Below are 20,046 nucleotides of genomic sequence, written 5' to 3'. Positions count from 1 at the left end.
ATGGATAAAATCCTAGAAAAAATTCAAAATAACGCAACAATATTAATAGAAGCATCGGCGGGTACTGGAAAAACTCACATACTTGAAAATGTGGTTATAAATTTAATGAAAACCAAACTATACTCCATAAATGAAATCTTGGTATTAACTTTTACAAACAAAGCCACAGAAGAAATGCACACAAGAATACTAAAAGCAATAGAAAATGCTTATTTTAACTCAAAAAAAAATGAAATTTTTAAAGAAACATATGAGCAATCAAAAAAACTCTTTATATCAACAATCAATAAATTCGCATTACATGCTTTAAATAATTTTCAAATTGAAACAGAAAATTATTCCAAATACAAACCTAAAGAAAAATTTTCAAAAGAAATAGAAGAAATAGTTTATGACTTTCTAAGAAAATCAGATAGCTTAATTCAAGATCTTGATATTAAAGACTATGAACTTAAGGTATTTAAATCTGATGCTAAAAAAACAGAAGAGATTGTTTTAAAAATAAAAAAAGCTTACGAGAGAGATGCAACTCAAGAACTTGGAGATTGGCTTAAAATTCAAACACCATTTGAAAAAATTCTTCTTAAAAAAGAAGAATTGATCAAAGATTACAACAAAATAATAGAAGACTTGGATAAAATGACAACAGATGAAATATTAAGTTTTTATAATAAACATATTCAAACTGGTAAACTTGAAATACAATTCTCTAAAGAAAGCAACATATTCAAAATAGCAGAAACATTATTAAAAAATAAATTTTTTTCAACTCTAATAGAAAAAGAAATTAAAAAAAATGCTAAATTATTACCTAAAGAACTTAATATTAAAAATGATTTAATCAATTTAGGAATTAATATTAAACATGAAAAATATAAATCAGAAGACAATAGAAATAAAAATAGAAATAATTTAAAGCAATATGTTCTTTTAAAAGTTGAATACAAAATACTAAAGTACATAGAAAAAGAACTAGAGAAAATTATTAAATCAACAAACACAATAGATCAAAATTACATAATTTCAAATTTAAAAAATTACTTAAAAACAGAAGACAAAAAACTTTTAAATGCAATCAAAAATCGATACAAAATCATTTTAATTGATGAGGCACAAGATTTAAGCTTAACACAAATCGAAATATTTAAAATATTAAAAACAGCAGGAATAAAATTGATATTCATAGCTGATCCTAAACAGATAATATATTCCTTTAGAAAAGCAGACATTGCATTTTATAACAAAAAAATAAAAAATAAAATTAACACAGATGCTAGAATTGTCCTAGAAACAAATCACAGATCAAGTAAAAAACTCATCGAGCCTTTAAATAGAATTTTTAATAATATATACAATAACGCAATAGCCGATGAAATTGAAAAAATTGAATTTACCAATTCACTTTCAAATCAAAAAAATGACAATAATAGCATTTTCATTAACGGACAAGAAATAGAAGGGGTAAATATAATAACCGCAAATGCCGAAAACAAAGAAGATATTTACCAAAAAACAGCATTAACAATAAAATATTTACTTGCATATGGAACAATTGCTGAGAACAATAAAATTAGAAATATTAAAATGCAAGACATTAAAGTACTTTGTAGAGGAAAAAATGAAATCAATTTAATAGATAAAGCATTAAAAAAAGAGAAAATCCAAACAAACAAAGCTCAAGAAAAATTTTTAAAAACCAAAGAATTTAACGAAATTTTCTATATTCTTAAGTGCCTAGACCGAAAACAAAGTTTTAAAACCTTAAATTATATTCTAAACAGTAAAATGTTAAATGTGCCATGGAATTTACAAAGAATTTTAATAACAGAAGACAAAATTCACCTTATAGAAGAATTTATTGAAAATATAATAGTTTTGCTTGAAAAAAATGAAATAACATTAATAAATGCAATCAACAAAATCGCATTCGAAAAAAACTTGTGGATCAAAATTGCAAATAAAACCGAAGATCAAAAAATTATTGAATGGGCAAAAAATAAAATAAATTACAAAGGTCTTCTTATTGCAGAAGGTAAGCTTGAAAATTTAAGAATCTATGAAACAGCACTTGAGACCATCTCTAAAATATACCATAAAGAACAAAACATACAATCTTTAATCTCTACTTTAGAAAATCTAATAATAAACGAAGAGCCCGAAAACATCGAAGAAAGAACCAATAATATAAATAATGATAATGAATCTATAGAGTTAATGACAATACACAAATCAAAAGGACTTAGCATGAACATCGTATTCTTAATAAATACAACTCCAATAGGAAATAGCAATGTTTTTTCAAAAAAAAATCATTTTTACAAATTTTATCAAGACGGAAAGATTGGATATGACTTTTTTAAATTAGAAGAAAACAAAAAATATGCAAGACTAAAAATACTAAGCGAAGAAAAAAATATATTTTATGTGGGAGCAACAAGAGCTAAATTTGCTCTATTTATTACAAAAATAAATAGCATAACTAGCAAATTATTAGAAATGGCAAAAGTTTTTACTATTGACAATATCAAACAAGATTTTAACATATATGAATTTATTAGCCAAAAGAAATTTAATAAAGAAAAGAACAATACAAATCTGAATACAAAATTAATCCCACCAAAACCAATAATTAAAAACATGTTTAAAAAAGAATATACATCTAGTTTTTCAAGTTTAACAGCACAAGCTAATCATATAGCATTTTATGAAAATTATGATTTTAAAAATATCAACTACGAAAAAGAAGCAGATCTTGATTACGACCCTACATTAGAAGATAGTTTACCTAAAGGAAAAGATATCGGAAACATTTTGCATGCTGCAATGGAGGAAATAATCTTTAGTACGGCAAAAGATACATTTGATAATTTTAAAAAAAATAACATTGAAATCATTGAAAAACAAATACAAAAAATCAACTCAAATCTCAATACAATAGAAATACAAAATTCATTAACTAAAATGATTTATAATATATTAACTTATAACATAAAAGCAATTAATATTCGTTTATGTGATATTGAAGAATTACAAAAAGAAATGGAATTTTTAATCAAAATAAATCCTAAATTTCAAAAACAAAAACATCTTTTTGACAATCATTTTGAAAACCTTCACATAAAACTAAATGACGGATACTTAAAAGGAATAGTAGATCTCATATTTAAAGCTAATAATAAAATATATATCCTGGATTACAAAACAAACTATCTTGGAAAAGATAAAGAGGACTACAGTATAACAAATTTAGAAAATATAGTAAAAAAAGAATATTATGATTTGCAATATAAAATATATGCACTTGGAATAAAAAATATATTATTTAAAAACAAAAAAGAATATAATCAAAAATTTGGTGGAATAATATATCTTTTTACAAGAGCATTCAAAGACAACATTGAATGCTTGCAATCAAAATTTGAAAATGGCATTTATTTTAATATTCCAAAATTTAATGACGTGGATTTAGATGAAATCATCTTAGAATTAAGTATCAAAAGGCACCTATGAGAGATTTTTTAGTATTAAGAGAATTTCTAAAAGATAAAAACAAAAAATTCTTAACTCCCGAGCTTAAACTTTATGAAATAATTGAACTTTTAAATATCAATAAAAAAAATTGCTATAAAGCACAAACACTTGCAAAACCCACAAACAATGAAAACATTGTAATATTTTTAATATTCTTATTTAATTACTTTGACAAAGGCCACTTAAGAGCTGATATAAATCTATTAGCAAAAGATATTCAAAATACAATAACATTCACAAAAGACAACCTAGAAAAAAGCAATAAAGGTTATAATAAATTAATAAAAATGCTAAAAGGGTTAGAAACATTTGGAGATCTAAAAACTATTGAAAATATAATTTCACTTTTAAAGAAAAGCAACATATTAATGGAATTTAACAAGCTTAAGATTACAACTCCCCTAATTCTGGAAAACAATATCTACATTTATACTCAAAAAAACTATAGAGAAGAAGAAGAGTTAATAAAACAAATTATAAAAAGATTAGAAAACTATAAAAGTGAATTAAATGATAACGAAATACAAAATATAATATCAAATTTTAACACCAATAATTTAAATAAAGAGCAAATTACATCAGTTAAAAAGGCATTAAAAAGCAACTTCTTTCTATTAAGCGGGGGCCCTGGAACAGGCAAAACTACAACTATTAACTATATCTTAAAAGCAATTAATAAAACATTAAACAATAATAAAAAAAGATTAGTAGCAATTACAGCGCCTACAGGAAAAGCTAGCTTAAGGCTACAAACAAGTATCGACTATTCATTCAAAAATTTAGAAATAGAATGCAATACAATCCAAAAATTATTGGGAATCAAATTTATAAACAAAAAAAATTTATATGATGAAGAAAATCAACTAAATTTTGACATAATAATAATTGACGAAGCTTCAATGGTAGATGCATATACTTTTTTAAAGTTATTAAAAGCAACGCCAATAACTACTAAATTAATAATGGTGGGAGATAAAAATCAACTTCCATCGATAAATGAAGGAAATGTATATTCAAGTCTTCTAGGAATAAAAAAAATAAATAACGATAATGTAGAAAATCTTAAAGAAAATTTCAGAAGCAATAAAGAAATACACTTGCTCTCAAAAGCCATATACAAAGAAGATGAAACCTTAATTTGCAAATATATTAATAACAATAAAAATATTCAATTAAAAGAAATAGAAAAAATAAACTTGAAAAAAGATCTAATAGAATATACAAACAATTTATATAGAAAAATATCAACTTTTAATCTTAAATTACTAAAAGAATCAAAAATCGAAACAATACTTGAAACTTTACTTGAAAATATAATTTTAAGTTCAAAAAATTTTGGAAAATTTGGAACTAAAACACTAAATGAAATAATAAAAACTTATCTAAAAAAAACCTATGGAAACTTTATTGGTCAAATAATAATGATAACTAAAACTGACTATAAAAATAAATTATTCAATGGAGAACGGGGCATCATTTTTAATGAAAATTCTAAATTTTATGTTTTATTCCAAAGAAAAAATGAAAAATATAAAAAAATAAATTTAGATTTACTAACAAATTATGAATTCAGTTTCGCCACAACAATACACAAAAGCCAAGGATCTGAATACAAACATATAAAAGTAATATTAGAAAATAACCCTTTTTTGACAAAAGAGCTTATGTATACTGCAATAACAAGAGCTAAAGATAGCTTAGAAATAATTTCTAATAAAGAGACTATTCTTAAGCTAAGTAAAAAATCTAGCAAAAGAGATTCAAAAATACTAGAACACTTAAATTCATTAAAAGAAATTGACAAATAAATTAAAAACTACTATAATTCTTAAAAAGAATGACCTTGGGGGCGTAGTTCAGATGGTTAGAACGCCTGCCTGTCACGCAGGAGGTCGCGGGTTCGAGACCCGTCGCTCCCGTTGACAACTTTTATTAGTCAACAATTTTCATTAGAGGATCTATTGCCACTCTATCAGGTTTTGAATAATAAAAATTACAATTATTTAATTTAAAAAGCTGTAATTTAAATAATTCAAAAAAATAAACCTAAAAGGAGAAGGTACAATGAATCTAAAAAAATGCTTATTTTTCACTACTTTGCTATTGATTTCAACATCTGTTTTCGCACAAGTCAACACAATAACAAAAGAAAATATGCTTTCAAATGAAAACTTAAGCCAATTTGGAGTAGAAGAAATCTGTCCAATATGTGGATATGTTAACTGTGTTTGCGATGAAAAAACTACAGAAATAGCTGCAAAAATCACTCAATCAAATACAACAGAATCGTTTATAAGCAACATAACTACAATTGCATTGTTAGCGATTGCAGGATTAGCCCTAGCAACACATAAATTATATAAATCAAAATTAAAAATTTAAGCAACCTAAATACTGTAGCTTTAAAAAGCTACAGTAAAGTTACAAAGTCAAATCTTCAACTCTATTTGATCAAGAAGTACAAATTTCCTCGACTCTAATCTCACAAAGCATCTTTTCAACATCTTGAAATTCACAAAGATTGCCTTTTAATGCCGTAGCTGTACCGGCTGCAACGCCAAATTTGAATGAATCTTCTAAAGTATTCCCATTATCAAAAGCATACACAAATCCTGCAATTACAGAGTCCCCTGCCCCAATAGTACTAACAGAGTTAATCTTTGGAACAAAGGCCCTAAAAGCAACATTTTTACTACCAATAAAAATAGCTCCGTCACTTCCCATGGAAATTATAATATTTTGAACTCCATTTTCTACAAGATTTTTCCCAATTTTAATCAATTCTTTTGTAGAATTAAATTTAGCATTAAAAAGATCCTCAAGTTCATAAATATTAGGCTTTATTAAAAAAGGATTTAATCTAAGAATTTTTTTTAAAGGTTTGCCACTAGTATCAATGACAAGCTTAACATCATTAGAAATGCTATTAGATATTTCATTGTATGCATTATCGCCAATAGATGCAGGAACGCTTCCCGACATCACCAATATACTATTATTTGTCAAACTTTTAATCTTATCTTTTAAAAGTTCAAATTCATCCTCAGAAATATCTGGAGAATTGGCATTAATTTCTGTTTCTCTTCCATTTGCTATCATTTTAATATTTAATCTTGTATCATATTTTATTTTAATAAAATCGTTTTTTATACCCTTAGAATCAAGAGAGAATCTTATATAATCACCTGTAAAACCTCCTAAAAATCCAAGGGCCATACTGGGCTTTCCCAAATTTTTAAGAACAGTGCTTACATTTATTCCTTTACCACCAGCAAAGAAATTGTTATTCAAAGCATAATTAAGACTTTCTTCCTGAAATTCTTTTAAAACTATTTTATAATCCACAGAAGGATTAAGCGTTAGAGTACATATCAAAATAATCTCCTTTAATTGATAAAATCAATTAAATAAATGTAAAATTTAATATATATATATATACTATATAATATATAAAGGTGATTATTATGCAAAACTTATTTTCAAAAAACTTGATTGTTTTAAATTACAATGCAATTAGCAAAGAAGATGTAATTAGAAAAATGGCTAATATGCTCAATGAAAATGGATACTTAAATGATATGGAAACATTCATAAAAGAAATTAAAAAAAGAGAAGAAATTAACGGAACAGGCATTGAAGAGCATATAGCCATGCCACATGCAAAAGGCAATTTCATTAAAAAACATGGAATTGCTATTTTAAGAGTTAATAGTGATGGATTTGACTTTAATTCTTCTGATCAAAAACTTTCAAAACTGTTTTTCATGATGGCTCTACCCGAAGAAACTCCTAGCAATGCACACATAAAAGCTATATCATATCTAAGCAATACTTTTAGCAACAACTTATTAAGACATGAACTTATGAGTACAAATAATACAGATAGATTTTTAGAAATACTTATGAGTAATGACAATGTAAAAGAATCTAATAATTTAAATACAAAAAAAGATTTCATTCTTGCCGTAACAGCATGTCCTGTGGGAATAGCTCATACTTATATGGCAGCAGAAAGCCTAAAAAAAGCAGCATTAGAATTAAACATAAATATAAAAGTAGAAACAAATGGATCTAGTGGAACTGAAAACCCAATAACGGAAGAAGAAATAAAAAATGCGAAAGGAATCATTATTGCATCTGGCAAGACTATCAACAAGGAAAGATTTAGCGGAAAACCTTTAATCGAAGTGGGTGTAAAAGACGGCATACACAAAGCAAAAGAGCTTATTCAAACAATTCTTAAAAACGAAGCACAAATTTACAATAAAAGCAACACAAACACAATCACCGAAAAATACAAACACAACCAAAAAATAGGAATTTATAAACACCTAATGAATGGAGTATCATTTATGCTTCCATTTGTAGTATCAGGAGGAATAATAATAGCAATATCATTTATGTTTGGAATCAAAGCATTTGATATAAACGACCCAAGCTACAACAAAATAGCAGATATTCTGATGCAAATCGGAGGTGGAAGCGCATTTGCTTTAATGATTCCAATACTTGCTGGCTATATTTCATTTAGCATAGCAGAAAGACCGGGACTTGCACCTGGAATGATTACAGGATTAATGATGAGCAATGGAAATGCGGGATTTCTGGGAGGTATCTTAGCTGGATTTATTTCAGGATACGTTACACTAATTGTAAAAAAAATATCTGACAAAATCATTCCTAGCAATCTAAGAGGAATAAATCCAGTACTAACTTATCCTTTTTTATCAGTTATAATTTCAGGAATTTTAACATATATAATGCTTAGCCCAATATCATTCATTAATGAATCAATAACAGGCATACTAAATCAACTTAGCGGAACTAATATGGCAATACTTGGTGCTTTGCTTGGAGGAATGATGGCAATAGATATGGGAGGACCTGTAAACAAAGCTGCATATGCATTTGGAATTGCAATGATAACTGCAAAAAATTATATTCCCCATGCAAGCATAATGGCGGGAGGAATGGTACCTCCTATAGGAATTGCCCTTGCTACAAGTTTATTTAAAAACAGGTTTTCAAAAGAAGAAAGAGAATCCGGAAAAGTTTGTTATTTTCTAGGAGCATGCTTTATTACAGAAGGGGTAATCCCATTCGCAGCGTCAGATCCTTTAAGAGTAATACCTGCATGCATACTAGGCTCATCTGTAGGAGGATTTATTTCTGCACTTTTCAAAGTAGAAGTTATAGCACCGCACGGCGGAATATTTATTCTGCCAATAGTAGCAAACCCATTAATATGGATAATATCTATTTTAACAGGATCAATTATAACAGCTGTTTTAATAGGAATTTTAAAAAAAGAATATAAATGATTAAGTTTAATTCTTGAATTTTTATCAATAAACTAATCTAAGCTTTATTGGCGTTTCAAGACTCAATCCTTTAACCATGTCAATCTCAAACCTTAGTGTATTTGAGTTAATCTGCTTGAATCCAAATTGTTCTTGAACATTTCTAGAAGTCTTAACTATAAGATCAAGCTTTGAATTATCAATAAGTTCATTTGCCTTGGAAGTAAAATCCGATAAAAAATAAACCAAAACATCTTTATATTCTTTAGCAGACATTGGAATCTCATCTGATGGCAAAAGCGCAGCAAGCGCATCGCTAATATATTCTTTATTTTCATTAATATTCTTAGTAGCATTTTCCAAATTAATATTAAGTTCAATAATATTTTTACCATCTTTTTTTTCTATCTTAAACACAGGCATATCAGATTTTTCCATATAATCGCCTAAAATTTTAATTAAATTATCAAACTTAACAACCAAATTAATAGAATCTCCTTGGGTTTTAATACTCAAAAGATTAAGTCCGAGTTTTTCTCCTCCATTTTCAAAGTATTTTTTTATTTCATCTACAGGAAAAAGAGACATATTTGCAACTTCTCCCCCCACCAAAGTCATTAGGAGCTCTCTTCTAATTTTTTCAAATTCTCTATTAACATTGATAAATACTGAAACAATGCCACTAATATCATCTTTTAATTCAATTTCAACATTAGAACTACAAGCGAAAAAAATAAACAATAAACTCAAGCTGACAAAACACTTTCTCATAACAAACTCCTAACTAATATACAGTTAAAAACTATTATAATAGAATATATAATTATAAAGCAATAAAATTAAAGGAGAATGCCTATGGTGCATGATAAAACACTAGAACCAAAATTATTTCAAAGTCTACTAGACAATAGTCCTACCCCTTATCACCTAATAAACTACATTGAAGAGAAATTAATAAATTATTTTAATGCACAGCAATTAAAACTTGATGAAAAATGGAAAATTGAAACGGGATCGTACTACATAAAAAAAGAAGGAACCAGCCTTATTGCCTTTAATATTGATGTTGAAAAAAAATATGAACCGTTTTTAATAGCAACAGCACATACGGACAGTCCAGGATTAAAATTAAAAATAGATGCAACAAAAAAAACAAGTGGCGTATTCTACAACCATATTGAAGTTTATGGTAGCCCAATAATTTCTACCTGGATTGACAGAGACTTAAGCTTAGCAGGAATTGTATATTTCAAAAAAAATGAAAATATTAATTCAAAACTAATCAATATTGAAAACATAGGAATTATTCCAAACCTTGCAATCCATTTAAACCGACAAATTAACGAAGGATTTGGATATAATACCCATGACAATTTAACAGTAATTAACAGCACCAAAAAAACAATAAAAGATAATATTTTAGAACAACTTGGAATAGAATATGAAAATTTTCTATCTTGCGATCTAATATTCACAGAATCACAACCTTCTAAGATAATAGGAACTGAAGGAGAATTTTTGGCTTCCAAAAATCTTGATAACAAATCGGGATGCCATGCAATCATGAACTCTTATATTCATACAAGTAATAATAACAATAAAATAGCTGTATTTTTTGATAACGAAGAAGTAGGATCTTTAACATCAAGAGGCGCTGATTCCAATTTTTTATCAGAAGTTTTAGAAAGAATCGATATTGCTCTTAACTTAACCAGAGAAGAGCATTTAATAAAAACAAACAAATCATTTAATATATCGATTGACAGCGTTCACGGCATTCACCCAGGATATACATTTAAACATGATCCAAACTATCAAGCAACTCTAAGTAGAGGCATAGTTGTAAAAAATAGTGCCAATTTCAAATACGCAACAACTTCAACGGGATTTGCAAAATTAAAAAATTTGGCTATTAAAAATAATATTAAAATTCAAGAAATAATAATGAAAGCGAATGTTCCTTCAGGCACAACAATTGGTCCAATCTCAAATGCAAGAACAGGAATAGAAACTATTGACATTGGAACACCAATGTGGGCAATGCACTCCCTGCGAGAAACAGTATCAATAGTTGACCATATAGAAGCAATTAAATTGCTAAGAGCTTTCTTTGAAAAAGGAATTTAAAATTGGAAAAAATAAAAGAAATAATTGTGGTTGAGGGAAAAGATGATCTTAAAAGAATAAAAGAATCTTTCGACTGCACAGTAATAGAAACAAAAGGATTTGCTTTAAAAATCGAAACTATTAAATTACTAAAAAAAGCTTTAAAATACAAAGGAATAATAATCTTAACAGACAGCGATAAATCTGGAAATATTATTAGACAGAAAATAGTCAAACATCTAGGAAAAAATAACAAAATCAAACATGCTTATCTTAATACTAAAGATACCGAAGTTGAATCGGCAAATAAAACAGAAATAATAAAAATACTCAAAGAAGTCGGAACTTTATCTAGAGATAATCAAAAAGATTTATTAACATTAAGCGATTTGCTAGAACTTGGCATAGTAGGAGAAAACTCAAAAAAAAATAAACACATAATACAAAAACATCTTTGCTTGGGACATGGAAACAACAAAAAACTACTAGAAAGGCTTAATTACTTTAAAATAACAAAAAGAGAACTAGAAAAACAATTAACCTTTAATTAACTCCCCCAGAAGGACTTGAACCTCCGACCTAGTGGTTAACAGCCACCCGCTCTACCACTGAGCTATAGGGGAAATTGAACACTAAAAATATTATCTTAAATTTAAAAATTTTTGTCAATTATTTTCCAATATTTTTAAAATCCCATTAGCAAGAATTTTGGAATCTTGATCTCTAAGCTTAGAAGATCTAATAGACCAAGCTTCCTCTGGAAATGCCAAATTTCTAACCTCTATTAAAAGCTTAGTCATTACTATATTGTTCCTTAAAACATGAAGATTTTGACCCTTAATGTAAAAACTTCTTTTCATTCCTTCTGTAATTTTTTCTGCTACAGACTTTGAATGAATATCATATTTTTTATCGTCATCTTTTTGATAATAAAAACCCATGCTCTTAGGCGCTCCAACACTATTATCCGCATGCAAACTAAAAAAAGCTATATCCTTATCTTTAATATTTTTATATTTACTAACAATGTTTTTAACAACAATCAATCTTTTTTTAAGGCCCGATGGAGTACCGCTTATCCAGGAATCAACCGTATCATTTTTATTTAAGTCATAATCATTGTAAACCTCATTTTTTACATTAACAAAAGTATTATTAGCAAAAACACTATTCCTAATTAAATGATCAGGGGCTAAAACGGTAAGTTCAACATTGGCCCCTTCCTCTTTAAGATATACATAAAGCCTTAAAGCAATATCATAAACATATTCATCTTCAACAACAAAAACTTCGTTTCCAAGACCATCTCTAGACTTAACAATAGCTCCAGGATCAAGACCCCCGTGACCAGGATCAAGAATTATTAATTTATCTTTAAGTCTTGATCCTTTATTAAACCTAGAATTCACCAACTTCTCAAAACTTTTGAAAAGTTGAGTCGCCTTTTTATAAGAATTTAAAGGAGAATGCCAATCTTCTGAATAAAACTCACTTGGTTGACTTATCTTTCTTGGTCTATACCAATAATAAAAATCACCAACAACCTCAAATATTGGTATTTTAGAGTCTAAAATAACCAAAGAGCTAATATCAAAAAGACCTTGATTGACAGTAATTCCAAAAGTATTTAAATTAAGCTTTTTGTTTTTATTTGAAGGAAGATTAACTATTGTTTGAACTTTATCAGAAGAATTAGAGCTAGAATCAACCTTGTTTTTAGTATATAAATCGTTTTTAGATTTAATTATAGAAGAATCAATTGAAAGCTTTTTATCAAAAATTTTCAATTTTTGATCGTGCATAATACTGTTACTATTTAAATTATTCCAATTTTTAAGATCCTCAATCAAAACACCATAATGTCTTGCAATGCTATATAAAGTCTCTCCTACAGCGACTGAATGATAGATAAACTGATTATTTGTTTTTTTATCAATTTTTAAATCTCCCTTAATAGGCTTTTCTAAATCATTATTTAAGATCTTTAAAACATTTAACAGTGAACCTGCTTTAAGATTAACAGCCCGATTACCATTAAGAGTTACAAGATCTTTAGCAGTAACACCATAAATATAAGCTATTCTACCAAGAGTTTCTCCTTTTTTAACATAATGAAAATTAACATTCTCAGTGGCTTTCTTTAAAAAAAGCTGTTGCCCAATCTTTAATTTATCATCATTGAGAAAATTAAATTTTAAAATATCCTTAGAACTAATATCAAAATCCTGAGAAAGTTTTGAAAGCGAATCGCCCTTTTTAACTACATAGGGCTTTAAAAAATCAGGCTCACTTAATACAAGCTTTATTCCAACTTTAAGATCTTTAGAGCGCAAATCATTCCAAGCTATTATCTCTTCCTTACTTCGTCCAACAAGCTTTGAGACACTCTCAATAGTGTCGCCCTCTTTTGCAGTGTAAAAAATTACTCCCTTATCGACAGATTCTAAAGAATTAAGAGAATGATTAACCTTATGAGTAATATTTTGATCTAAATTAGAATTAGAATCACTTGGAATAATCAATATTTGACCTACCCTAATATTGTCAACACTAAGCTTATTAATCCTTTTAAGATCGTTTACTCTAGCTTTATACTTAATTGCAATTGAAAAGAGAGTATCTCCTTTGACAACCTTATGCTCAAAATCAGCATTAAGATTATCAGGACTTATTATCACAAAATAAAATAAAATAATAAGTTCTATAATTTGAAAAACACAAAAAGTTTTACTTTTCCTTAATGCCAGTATTTTGAACAATGTAGTCATAAATTATCCAATAATAATCATATTTTTTAAAGAAAAAAGTATATCTTTTGGAAATATAAAAATGCCCATCGTCAAAATATAAATCAGCAATCACTTTACCAGCAGTATCAGAATAGGTTGTCTCAATAATAGAAAATTCATTTGGTACTTTTGAAATATCTGAATTACTAGAATTCCATAAATATTCCTTATACTCTTCAACTACATTTTTATTGGGAACAGATGACAACTTTTGCTTATAAAGATACGCTTTGCCTTTGTCATTTAATAACAAGCCTTCAATATCAAGATATAAAAAAAATTTTTCTTTTTTTCCAAGCTGCAATGCCTTTAATAAATATTCAACAATCTCGTCGGGAGACAGTTTTTTCTTTTTCAAGATATCTTGAATATCCTTATTTTCAGACAAATTAACAAGATCTATACCAGCTGGATTTTCATCAAAACTATCATTTAAAAAAAGCATAATAATATTGGATTCTTTTTTCTTAGATGGATCTGAAATGTCTGGGAAAAAAATGCCCTTAACAAAATAAACTCCATCTTTACTAAACTTAACAAATTGATTTAAGTTAATAACTACAGAAAATTTTTCATTAGGTCTCAAGCTCATATTTCTAACAGGAATAGCAACATTTTTAGATCTCTTTTTAACATATTCAATAGGTCTTTTAACTTTAATATTGGTGGTATCAGTAACATCAAAATCAAAGCCAAAAGAATTAATATCACCTATTTCTAAAGTTAAAACACTGTCAGATGCATTACTAAGAGAAACTTCAATAAAAACATTACTGTTGACACTGTAAATAGATTGATTAAAAAACTTGATTTTAAAATCAAGGCCCTTATAATCTTCCGCAAACAAAACAAAAGAAATACTCGTAAAAAAGATACAAAAAAGAAATTTTCTAACTTTCATAAGTTCCCCTCAAAACCTAACCACATTATATATAAAGAAAGTAATAATACCTATAGTATATTATTATACTAAATTAATTAAACAAAAAGGTAAAAAATGAATATAGATAAAGAACTAACAACAATATTAAAAAATAATTCCAATTTAAAAAAAATTAAAGAATTTTTAGAAAAAAATACATTTTTTTCATTAGCAGGGTATGAAGGATTTTTCAAAGCTTTTTTAATTAAAAAAATCAAAGAATATAGCAAAACTGGAAAAATAATATTAATAGTTAAAGACGAACATACATTAGATAAAATCAAAAATGATTTAAAAGTAATTACAAATCAAATCTTTGAGCTTAACTATTTTAGTCCCCTTGTATACAAGGGCATTGGCTCAGAAACTACAGTCTTTAACAAAAGAATCAAATTCTTGATCAATTTTTATAAAAAAAATCCTGGAATATACATTACAGTCTTAAAATCATTGCTCAGTAAAATACCCAATAAAAATACACTACTAAAGAATATATGTAAAATTGAAAAAAATACTAAAATTAATAAAGCAGACATTGAAAAAACTCTAATAACATTGGGATATGAGAAAACACTCAGAGTAACAATTCCAGGAGAATTTACAATAAAAGGAGAAATTATAAATTTATACCCTTTTGAAGAAGAAAGTCCGGTAAAAATTTTACTAAACTTTGACAAAATAGAAAAAATAAAAAAATTCGATCCTTTAACCCAATTAGAACAAAACAATGAAATTTTAGAATTACAAATTCTTCCAAAAAAAGAAATCATTTGGAATGATGAAGCCATTAATAACCTAAAAACAAAAATTAAATCCGTCGAATATAAAAAGATTCTTGAAGAATTGAATTTTAAAAAAGAAACAAAAATAGAAGAAATGTTTTATCCACTAGTAGCAAATACTTACTTAAGTGATGAGATTGAAAAACACACACCTATTGTAAACTTTGAAATTAACAATTTCGAAAAAGAAATTGAAAAAATACACCAAGAATATGAAAAGCTTTATAAAGAAGCAAGAGAAGCTGGCAAAAATACAATTGATCCAAAAAGAATTTTCTTAAATTCTAAAACCTTTAATATAAAAAGTAATGTTTTATTTTCAGAAATTAAAAGTTCTAAATCCAAAGAAATTGTAGAATTTAAAATTGAAAGCAAGAAAAGCTTTTTTTCAAATATTATACTTACAAAAGAAGAGCTCAAAACCTGGCTAAAAAATGGATTTAAAATCATTATTGCAGCAGAATCTGAATCACAAAAAGAGAAACTTAAATACATTTTCAAAGAATTACCGAAAGTATCAATTGAGGTTTTAAAAATATCTAGCTCTTTGATAATAGAAAAAGAAAAAATTGCCATTATTCTTGAATCAAATATCTTTGATACAGGACAAAAAATAAATAAAACATTTGAATCTTCAAAAACAAAAGCTATTGACTCTTTTATTGAGATTGAGAAAAATAGACATGTAGTCCACATAAACCATGGGATTGGCATATTTAGGCAAATTAAGAGAATAAAAACAAGTTCTCTTGAAAAGGATTATATTGAGATCGAATATGCTGAAGGAGAAAAACTATTTATTCCAATTGAACAAACAAATTTAATCCAAAAATACATTGGGGGTGATCCTAAAAATATTAAATTGGATAAAATTAGTTCTAAAACATGGATAAAAAATAAAGCAAATGCAAAAAAAAGAATCGAAGAGATTGCAGATAGACTAATAGAACTTTATTCAAAAAGAGAAAGCATTCAAGGTATTAAATATCCAAAAGATAGCGAATTACAATTATTATTTGAATCTGAATTTCCATACGATGAAACTCCAGATCAAATAACAGCAATAAAAGAAATCAAAAAAGACATGATGAGTTTCAAAGTGATGGATCGCCTTCTTTGTGGAGACGTTGGATTTGGAAAAACTGAAGTCGCAATGAGAGCTGCGTTTAAAGCTATAATGGGAAACAAACAAGTCATTGTACTCTCACCAACAACTATCTTAGCAGAACAGCATTTCAATACATTCAAAAAAAGATTCAAAAATTTTCCAATCAAAATAGAAGTATTAAGCAGATTTATAAGAAATAACACAGAAAAACGGATTTTAAAAGAATTGAAAAGCGGAGAAATTGACATAATAATAGGAACACACAAAATTCTTTCAAAAAAATTCACCTGTAAAAATTTAGGATTAATAATAATTGATGAAGAGCAAAGATTTGGTGTAAAGGAAAAAGAAAAACTTAAAGAAATAAGAATTTCAGTTGATTGTCTTACTCTTTCTGCAACACCAATTCCCAGATCTCTTCACATGTCACTAATTAAACTAAGAGATATTTCAGTCTTAAAAATTCCTCCTAAAAACAGAGTAAAAATAGAAGCTTATTTAGAACCGTTTAGTGAACTTTTAATAAAACATGCTATTGAAAGCGAACTATCTCGAGATGGTCAAGTTTTTTTGGTAAACCATAATATTGAAGAACTGCATTATTTAAAAACGCTAATTGAAAAATTAACTCCTTATGCAAGGATTGCAATAATTCATGGAAAACTTACAGGAGACGAGATTGAAAATATAATGCACAATTTTATTGAAAAAGCGTATCAAATTTTATTGGCAACAACAATAATTGAAAATGGAATAGACATTCCAAATGCAAATACAATAATAATTAACAATGCAAACAAGTTTGGACTTTCACAGTTATATCAACTAAAAGGAAGAGTTGGAAGAGGATCAAAAAAAGCTTATGCTTATTTTTTGTACCAAGATAGCGAAAAGCTAAATGAACGCTCTATTGAAAGACTAAGAGCAATAACCGAATTTTCAGATCTAGGATCAGGATTTAAAATAGCAATGAAAGATATGGAAATAAGGGGTGTTGGGAATTTGCTTGGTAGAGAACAACATGGAGAAATTGAATCGATCGGATTGGATTGTTATCTAACAATGTTAAACAAAGCAATTGAAAAGAAAATGGGAAAAATCTCATCAGAAGACGAAGTTAATATTGAAATTAACTATAATGGATTTATTCCTGACAATTATGCAAAAAATGAACAGACTAAAATACTAATCTACAAAAAAATCTTTGAAATTCAAAATGAAGAAGAAAGTAAAAAGATAAGATCAGAAATTCACGACAACTTTGGCCCAATACCTAAAGAAATAAATAGTCTATTGATGTTAGCTGAACTTAAGATTTTAGCAAAAAAGTTAAACATAACAAAACTAAAAGAAACAAACAAGACTTTGGAAATAGAATATAAAGATATAGAAAGCATTCCCATGAAAAAAATAATAGAAATACTCCAAAAGCATCCTAATTTATTAATATTGAATCCATCGTATCAAAAATCAATATTCTTAAGCTTTAAAAATATTGAAAAATCTGAAAAAATGAATTATATATATGAAAATATTAACTTACTAAAAACAAATACATAGTTTGTCAAGCATAAAAGGAAGAAATGAAAATATTAATCATAAACACAGGAAGTTCTTCGTTAAAATTTACTATTTATCAATACGAAAATTCAAAAAAATTAATAACTGGAATTATTGAAAAAATAAAATCACAAAAATCAATCGTAAAGATTATAAATACTGACGGATCAATAACAGAAAGATTTGAGAAAGGAATTGAAAATCACCAAAAAGCAATAAAAAAAATGTTTAAATTATTGTTAAATAGCAATTTAAAAATCCTCGAAACTATCAGTGAGATTAAAATAATAGGACATCGAGTTGTGCATGGGGGATCTAGTTTTAAAAATTCAGTAATTCTTAAAACTAGCATTTTAAGCAAATTAAAACAAATTTCTGAACTTGCTCCACTTCACAACCCAAATGCAATTGCTACAATAGAAACAATACTTAAAATTCTACCACACACAAAACAAGTTTTATGTTTCGATACATCATGGCACCAAACTATTAAAGAACACGCTTTTCTTTATGCAATCCCATATTCTTGGTATAAAAAATACAATATTAGAAAATATGGCTTTCACGGACTCTCTTATTCGTACATAACAAAAAGATCATCGGAAATTTTAAATAAAAAAATAGATAATCTAAATTTAATAATATTACATCTTGGAAATGGAGCAAGCATTAATGCCGTTAAAGATGGAAAATCTTATGACACAAGCATGGGAATTACTCCACTTGAAGGCCTTGTGATGGGAACAAGAAGTGGCGATATAGATCCATCAATTATTAATTTGATGAGCCGTTTATTAAATAAAAACACTAAACAAATTGAAGAAATATTAAATAAAGAAAGCGGTATACTAGGAATTTCTGAAAAATCAAATGACATGAGAGACATTTGGAACAAAATTAAAAAAGGAGAATATCAATCAAAACTTGCAGTAGAAATAATGACATACAGAATAAAAAAATATATTGGATCTTACATTGCCATTCTTGATTTTAACGTTGATGCAATAATTTTCACAGGTGGGATTGGCATTGTTGACTATGAAGTAAGAGAACTTGCACTAAAAGGGTTTGAAAAAATTGGAATAAAGTTAGACCTTGAAAAAAATAAAATGGCCCAAAATAAAAACTTAGAATCTGAAATATCAACCATTAAGAGCAAAGTAAAAATACTAACAATACCAACAAACGAAGAATCAAGCATTCTTGAAGACATTTATAATTTAATTCCAAAAAACTTGTAATTTTCAACCTTAAAACCTAAATTTGATTTATTTATTATAATCATTTTTTTATATTCAACTATCATAAAGTAAGGTTGCTTTTTTAACATTTTCCATTACTTGCCTTCCTTTTACTATTTCAAGAAGAGTAAAAGCAAATTCAAATGAAGTTCCAACTCCTTTAGAAGTAATAAAATTATTACTTCTAACAACATTCTCATCTAAAAACTCGCCATCAAACACATTTTTTTCCAAACCTGGATAACACGTAAACTTACTACATCCTAAAAGACCTTTAGCAGCAAGCACTACTACTGGAGAAGCACAAATAGCTGCAATAAATTTACCTCTGGCATTCATATCTTTTAAAATCAAATCCAATTCTTTCGAATTAAAAAGATTAGTAGCTCCAGGCATGCCTCCCGGAAGAATTATTAGATCGAAACAATTCTCTTTACAGTTTGATATTACATCATCTGCTAAAAAAGAAACACCTCTTGAACTTGTTACAGAATTGCTATCATTTATGCTGACAACCTGAATATTAACATTACCCCGTCTTAAAATATCAATCGGAATTATAGCCTCAATATCTTCAAAGCCATTTGCAAGGATAATTCCCACTACCATTTACAACCCCTAATGCTGATGGAGGGACTTGAACCCACGACAACTCGGATATGAGCCGAGTGCTCTAACCAACTGAGCTACATCAGCTTAAACTTTTA

General features: G+C 27.3%; 12 protein-coding genes, 3 tRNA genes and 1 pseudogene. 9 read left to right on the top strand and 7 right to left on the bottom strand.

Annotated features, from left to right (window positions below; genetic code table 11):
* From recB to QIA21_RS03790, 4 genes are all read left to right on the top strand, one after another.
* On the top strand, positions 1 to 3,510 hold the full coding sequence (recB, locus tag QIA21_RS03805; RefSeq protein WP_301393187.1) for an exodeoxyribonuclease V subunit beta: 3,510 nt from the start codon (positions 1 to 3) through the stop codon (positions 3,508 to 3,510).
* A complete protein-coding gene (gene recD / locus QIA21_RS03800) occupies positions 3,507 to 5,339 on the top strand; it encodes an exodeoxyribonuclease V subunit alpha (RefSeq protein ID WP_301393186.1) in 1,833 nt (610 codons plus the stop codon). Before recB ends, recD begins: the two co-directional genes overlap by 4 nt.
* A 37-nt stretch (positions 5,340 to 5,376) precedes the next feature.
* Positions 5,377 to 5,450: transfer RNA gene (locus QIA21_RS03795), tRNA-Asp, on the top strand.
* A gap of 145 nt (positions 5,451 to 5,595) precedes the next feature.
* Positions 5,596 to 5,913 carry a hypothetical protein gene (locus tag QIA21_RS03790; protein ID WP_301393185.1) on the top strand — a complete coding sequence of 106 codons (318 nt, stop codon included), beginning with the start codon at positions 5,596 to 5,598 and terminating at the stop codon, positions 5,911 to 5,913.
* Positions 5,914 to 5,982: 69 nt separating this feature from the next.
* Here QIA21_RS03790 and pfkB read toward each other — a convergent pair whose 3' ends face one another.
* The gene (gene pfkB / locus QIA21_RS03785) at positions 5,983 to 6,906 is read right to left on the bottom strand and encodes a 1-phosphofructokinase (RefSeq protein WP_301393184.1); all 924 of its coding nucleotides are present in this window, start codon (positions 6,904 to 6,906) and stop codon (positions 5,983 to 5,985) included.
* Between the two features lie 89 nt (positions 6,907 to 6,995).
* Here pfkB and QIA21_RS03780 point away from each other — a divergent pair, with 89 nt between their 5' ends.
* Complete coding sequence (locus QIA21_RS03780) at positions 6,996 to 8,852, top strand: fructose-specific PTS transporter subunit EIIC (RefSeq protein ID WP_301393183.1); 1,857 nt, start codon at positions 6,996 to 6,998, stop codon at positions 8,850 to 8,852.
* Between the two features lie 24 nt (positions 8,853 to 8,876).
* Here QIA21_RS03780 and QIA21_RS03775 read toward each other — a convergent pair whose 3' ends face one another.
* Positions 8,877 to 9,602 (bottom strand): hypothetical protein, encoded by a 726-nt coding sequence (locus QIA21_RS03775; protein WP_301393182.1) that lies wholly within the window; start codon positions 9,600 to 9,602, stop codon positions 8,877 to 8,879.
* An 84-nt stretch (positions 9,603 to 9,686) separates the two neighbouring features.
* Between QIA21_RS03775 and QIA21_RS03770 the strand changes: the two genes are divergently transcribed.
* Both QIA21_RS03770 and rnmV read left to right on the top strand, forming a co-directional pair.
* On the top strand, positions 9,687 to 10,958 hold the full coding sequence (locus QIA21_RS03770) for a M18 family aminopeptidase (RefSeq protein ID WP_301393382.1): 1,272 nt from the start codon (positions 9,687 to 9,689) through the stop codon (positions 10,956 to 10,958).
* Positions 10,959 to 10,960: 2 nt separating this feature from the next.
* Positions 10,961 to 11,507: pseudogene (gene rnmV / locus QIA21_RS03765) on the top strand (ribonuclease M5).
* Here the strand turns inward: rnmV and QIA21_RS03760 are convergent.
* The 3 genes from QIA21_RS03760 to QIA21_RS03750 form a co-directional block, all read right to left on the bottom strand.
* Positions 11,489 to 11,560, bottom strand: a tRNA-Asn gene (locus tag QIA21_RS03760). The pseudogene rnmV and the gene QIA21_RS03760 sit on opposite strands and share 19 nt — an antisense overlap.
* A 42-nt stretch (positions 11,561 to 11,602) precedes the next feature.
* Positions 11,603 to 13,705 (bottom strand): LysM peptidoglycan-binding domain-containing protein, encoded by a 2,103-nt coding sequence (locus QIA21_RS03755; protein ID WP_301393181.1) that lies wholly within the window; start codon positions 13,703 to 13,705, stop codon positions 11,603 to 11,605.
* Positions 13,665 to 14,627, bottom strand: a complete 963-nt coding sequence (locus QIA21_RS03750; RefSeq protein WP_301393180.1) for a hypothetical protein — start codon at positions 14,625 to 14,627, stop codon at positions 13,665 to 13,667. The genes QIA21_RS03755 and QIA21_RS03750 overlap by 41 nt, the downstream gene beginning before the upstream one ends.
* Before the next feature lie 96 nt (positions 14,628 to 14,723).
* Between QIA21_RS03750 and mfd the strand changes: the two genes are divergently transcribed.
* A complete protein-coding gene (gene mfd / locus QIA21_RS03745; protein ID WP_301393179.1) occupies positions 14,724 to 18,098 on the top strand; it encodes a transcription-repair coupling factor in 3,375 nt (1,124 codons plus the stop codon).
* A 23-nt stretch (positions 18,099 to 18,121) separates the two neighbouring features.
* On the top strand, positions 18,122 to 19,339 hold the full coding sequence (locus QIA21_RS03740) for an acetate kinase (protein ID WP_301393178.1): 1,218 nt from the start codon (positions 18,122 to 18,124) through the stop codon (positions 19,337 to 19,339).
* Between the two features lie 54 nt (positions 19,340 to 19,393).
* Here the strand turns inward: QIA21_RS03740 and QIA21_RS03735 are convergent, their stop codons facing one another.
* Positions 19,394 to 19,948 (bottom strand): DJ-1 family glyoxalase III, encoded by a 555-nt coding sequence (locus QIA21_RS03735; RefSeq protein ID WP_301393177.1) that lies wholly within the window; start codon positions 19,946 to 19,948, stop codon positions 19,394 to 19,396.
* Between the two features lie 13 nt (positions 19,949 to 19,961).
* Positions 19,962 to 20,035, bottom strand: a tRNA-Met gene (locus tag QIA21_RS03730).
* Positions 20,036 to 20,046: the final 11 nt, after the last annotated feature.

The organism is Borreliella japonica (genome assembly GCF_030438115.2).
Taxonomy (GTDB): Bacteria; Spirochaetota; Spirochaetia; order Borreliales; family Borreliaceae; genus Borreliella; species Borreliella japonica.
This window is presented reverse-complemented; position numbering and strand designations above follow the sequence as displayed.

Excerpts from the sequence above, each read along its gene's own strand:
- recB (WP_301393187.1), top strand. The coding sequence starts at position 1 with ATGGATAAAATCCTAGAAAAAATTCAAAATAACGCAACAATATTAATA.
- recD (WP_301393186.1), top strand. The coding sequence starts at position 3,507 with ATGAGAGATTTTTTAGTATTAAGAGAATTTCTAAAAGATAAAAACAAA.
- QIA21_RS03790 (WP_301393185.1), top strand. The coding sequence starts at position 5,596 with ATGAATCTAAAAAAATGCTTATTTTTCACTACTTTGCTATTGATTTCA.
- QIA21_RS03780 (WP_301393183.1), top strand. The coding sequence starts at position 6,996 with ATGCAAAACTTATTTTCAAAAAACTTGATTGTTTTAAATTACAATGCA.
- QIA21_RS03775 (WP_301393182.1), bottom strand. The coding sequence starts at position 9,602 with ATGAGAAAGTGTTTTGTCAGCTTGAGTTTATTGTTTATTTTTTTCGCT.
- QIA21_RS03770 (WP_301393382.1), top strand. The coding sequence starts at position 9,687 with ATGGTGCATGATAAAACACTAGAACCAAAATTATTTCAAAGTCTACTA.
- QIA21_RS03755 (WP_301393181.1), bottom strand. The coding sequence starts at position 13,705 with ATGACTACATTGTTCAAAATACTGGCATTAAGGAAAAGTAAAACTTTT.
- QIA21_RS03750 (WP_301393180.1), bottom strand. The coding sequence starts at position 14,627 with ATGAAAGTTAGAAAATTTCTTTTTTGTATCTTTTTTACGAGTATTTCT.
- mfd (WP_301393179.1), top strand. The coding sequence starts at position 14,724 with ATGAATATAGATAAAGAACTAACAACAATATTAAAAAATAATTCCAAT.
- QIA21_RS03740 (WP_301393178.1), top strand. The coding sequence starts at position 18,122 with ATGAAAATATTAATCATAAACACAGGAAGTTCTTCGTTAAAATTTACT.
- QIA21_RS03735 (WP_301393177.1), bottom strand. The coding sequence starts at position 19,948 with ATGGTAGTGGGAATTATCCTTGCAAATGGCTTTGAAGATATTGAGGCT.